This window comes from Chryseobacterium sp. VD8, assembly GCF_037149975.1.
GTDB lineage: Bacteria > Bacteroidota > Bacteroidia > Flavobacteriales > Weeksellaceae > Chryseobacterium > Chryseobacterium indicum.
On record NZ_JBBCQL010000405.1, the window covers coordinates 1 to 1648 of the forward strand.

The following is a 1648-nucleotide window of genomic DNA, read 5'->3' on the forward strand; positions in this document are numbered from 1 at the left end:
CTGCCAATGCTCCGTCCTGCCACTGCTGGTTCAGGAAGTTTTCGATCATCGTCTGTACGCGAACCCATGTATTGGCTGTGTTCGGTTCAAATACGAAACGTTCTGTTGCTTTTTTCACGGATTCTTCTACCATGTTGAAGAATCTGCGTACTGAAATGTATCTCCATTCGTTGCTGTTGCCATCAAGTGTTCTTGCACCCCAAACCAATGTGCCTTTTCCTGTAAAAGATCTGATAACGTTGATGGATTTTCCTGAAGTAGGATCTACATTAAGAGTCATCTGATCTTCGTGAGAAACTTTTACTGTAGGAGCCACTACATAGCTAAGTCCAACATTAGCAGGCGCTTTGAATACTCCGGAAGTGCTGTCTACTTTTGCATACACACCCGCAACTGCTGAGGACGGAGCCATTACTACTCTTTCAGACTCGATTGCTGCTTTAGCTTTATTATACAGCTCTGTTCTGTTGGATTTTAGCCATTTTAAATTGTCTACATAGCCATTTGGAAGAGACAAAACATTTCCTGAGTCATCTTTTTCTTCAAAACTTGTAATTTTAATATCTTCATCCTCAAAGCTATACGTTAAAACAGTTTCCAATTTCGGATAATAAGCTGCTCCGTATTTTAAACCTGTAGAAACTACTTTATTTCTGAAAGTAAGATCATCTCCAAGAACGTCCATAATAACAAACCTGTCTTTCATTTCCTCTGCATGATCCAAAGCCAATCCATACAAACCGTAAGCCTCTAATGCTGGTAAAGATTCTGCATCCGGGAAAACAATAAGCGTAGGCTCATCTTCTTTTTCAAGAGTCTTAAGTCCTGCCTCTAATTCGATTTTTGATACATCTGTAGGATACCCTGAAGCTATTCCAACAGAAATAATATAACATGGACCGCCACCGTTTGCAAAATACATTTGCATAGCATGGTACATTTTGAATTTACCTAATTTAGTGGTATCAAAAGTGGTAGAGACCGTATTATCTTTAACAGAAATTTTGATCTCTTTCCCTTCGTTTTTTCCTTTACCAAAAACAGCCTCATATTCTAATAGAGAAGAAATTCTTGTCGGCTCATTTTTTGGTCCTTTCTCTGTATATCCGATGAAAGCAGGGATCGCTGTTTCTACTTGTGCTACGGAAGGCGGAAATTTTGCCAGTTCCTCCACGTAAACACCTGGTGTTTTGTAATTCATTTTGTTAAAAATTTAAAATTAATATTTAGTTATGTTCAATAGTTAAACCTTCGTGCGCAATCTCCAAAGTTTCAATTGCTACTTCATTACCTTCAGCTTTCAGATCGGTGGATTGTAATTTCAGCGGGAAGGCATTTTTCACTTTCCATGTTACGGCAGGTGCACCGTTTTCGTCTAAAAGAGAAATCGTAATGGATCTTCTTTCTACCGTATTCATCTGAACCGTCTGCAACCATTCGAAATAATTGTTATCACCTTTGAAAGTTCCTCTTTTTAAAGTGATGTTTCCGAATTTTGCCATTCCAGGCATTTTGATCTTGCTGAAATCCGGACTTGCTCCCTGTCTGTATTCAATGATATCGCGCTCGATGCTTAATCCCGAAACTTCCTGAAAACCGATGTTCGTTCCGCCCCAGTCTACTTCAAAGGAAAACTTTACTAATGGAT

The 1648-nt window shown here is 39.0% G+C and carries 2 protein-coding genes; both read right to left on the bottom strand.

Annotated features, from left to right (window positions below; all coding sequences use genetic code 11):
- Positions 1-1201 (bottom strand): phage tail sheath family protein (locus WFK35_RS22650; RefSeq protein ID WP_336734885.1); only part of this gene is annotated, 1201 nt, incomplete at its 3' end.
- A gap of 25 nt (positions 1202-1226) precedes the next feature.
- Positions 1227-1648 (bottom strand): phage tail protein (locus WFK35_RS22655; RefSeq protein WP_336734887.1); only part of this gene is annotated, 422 nt, incomplete at its 5' end.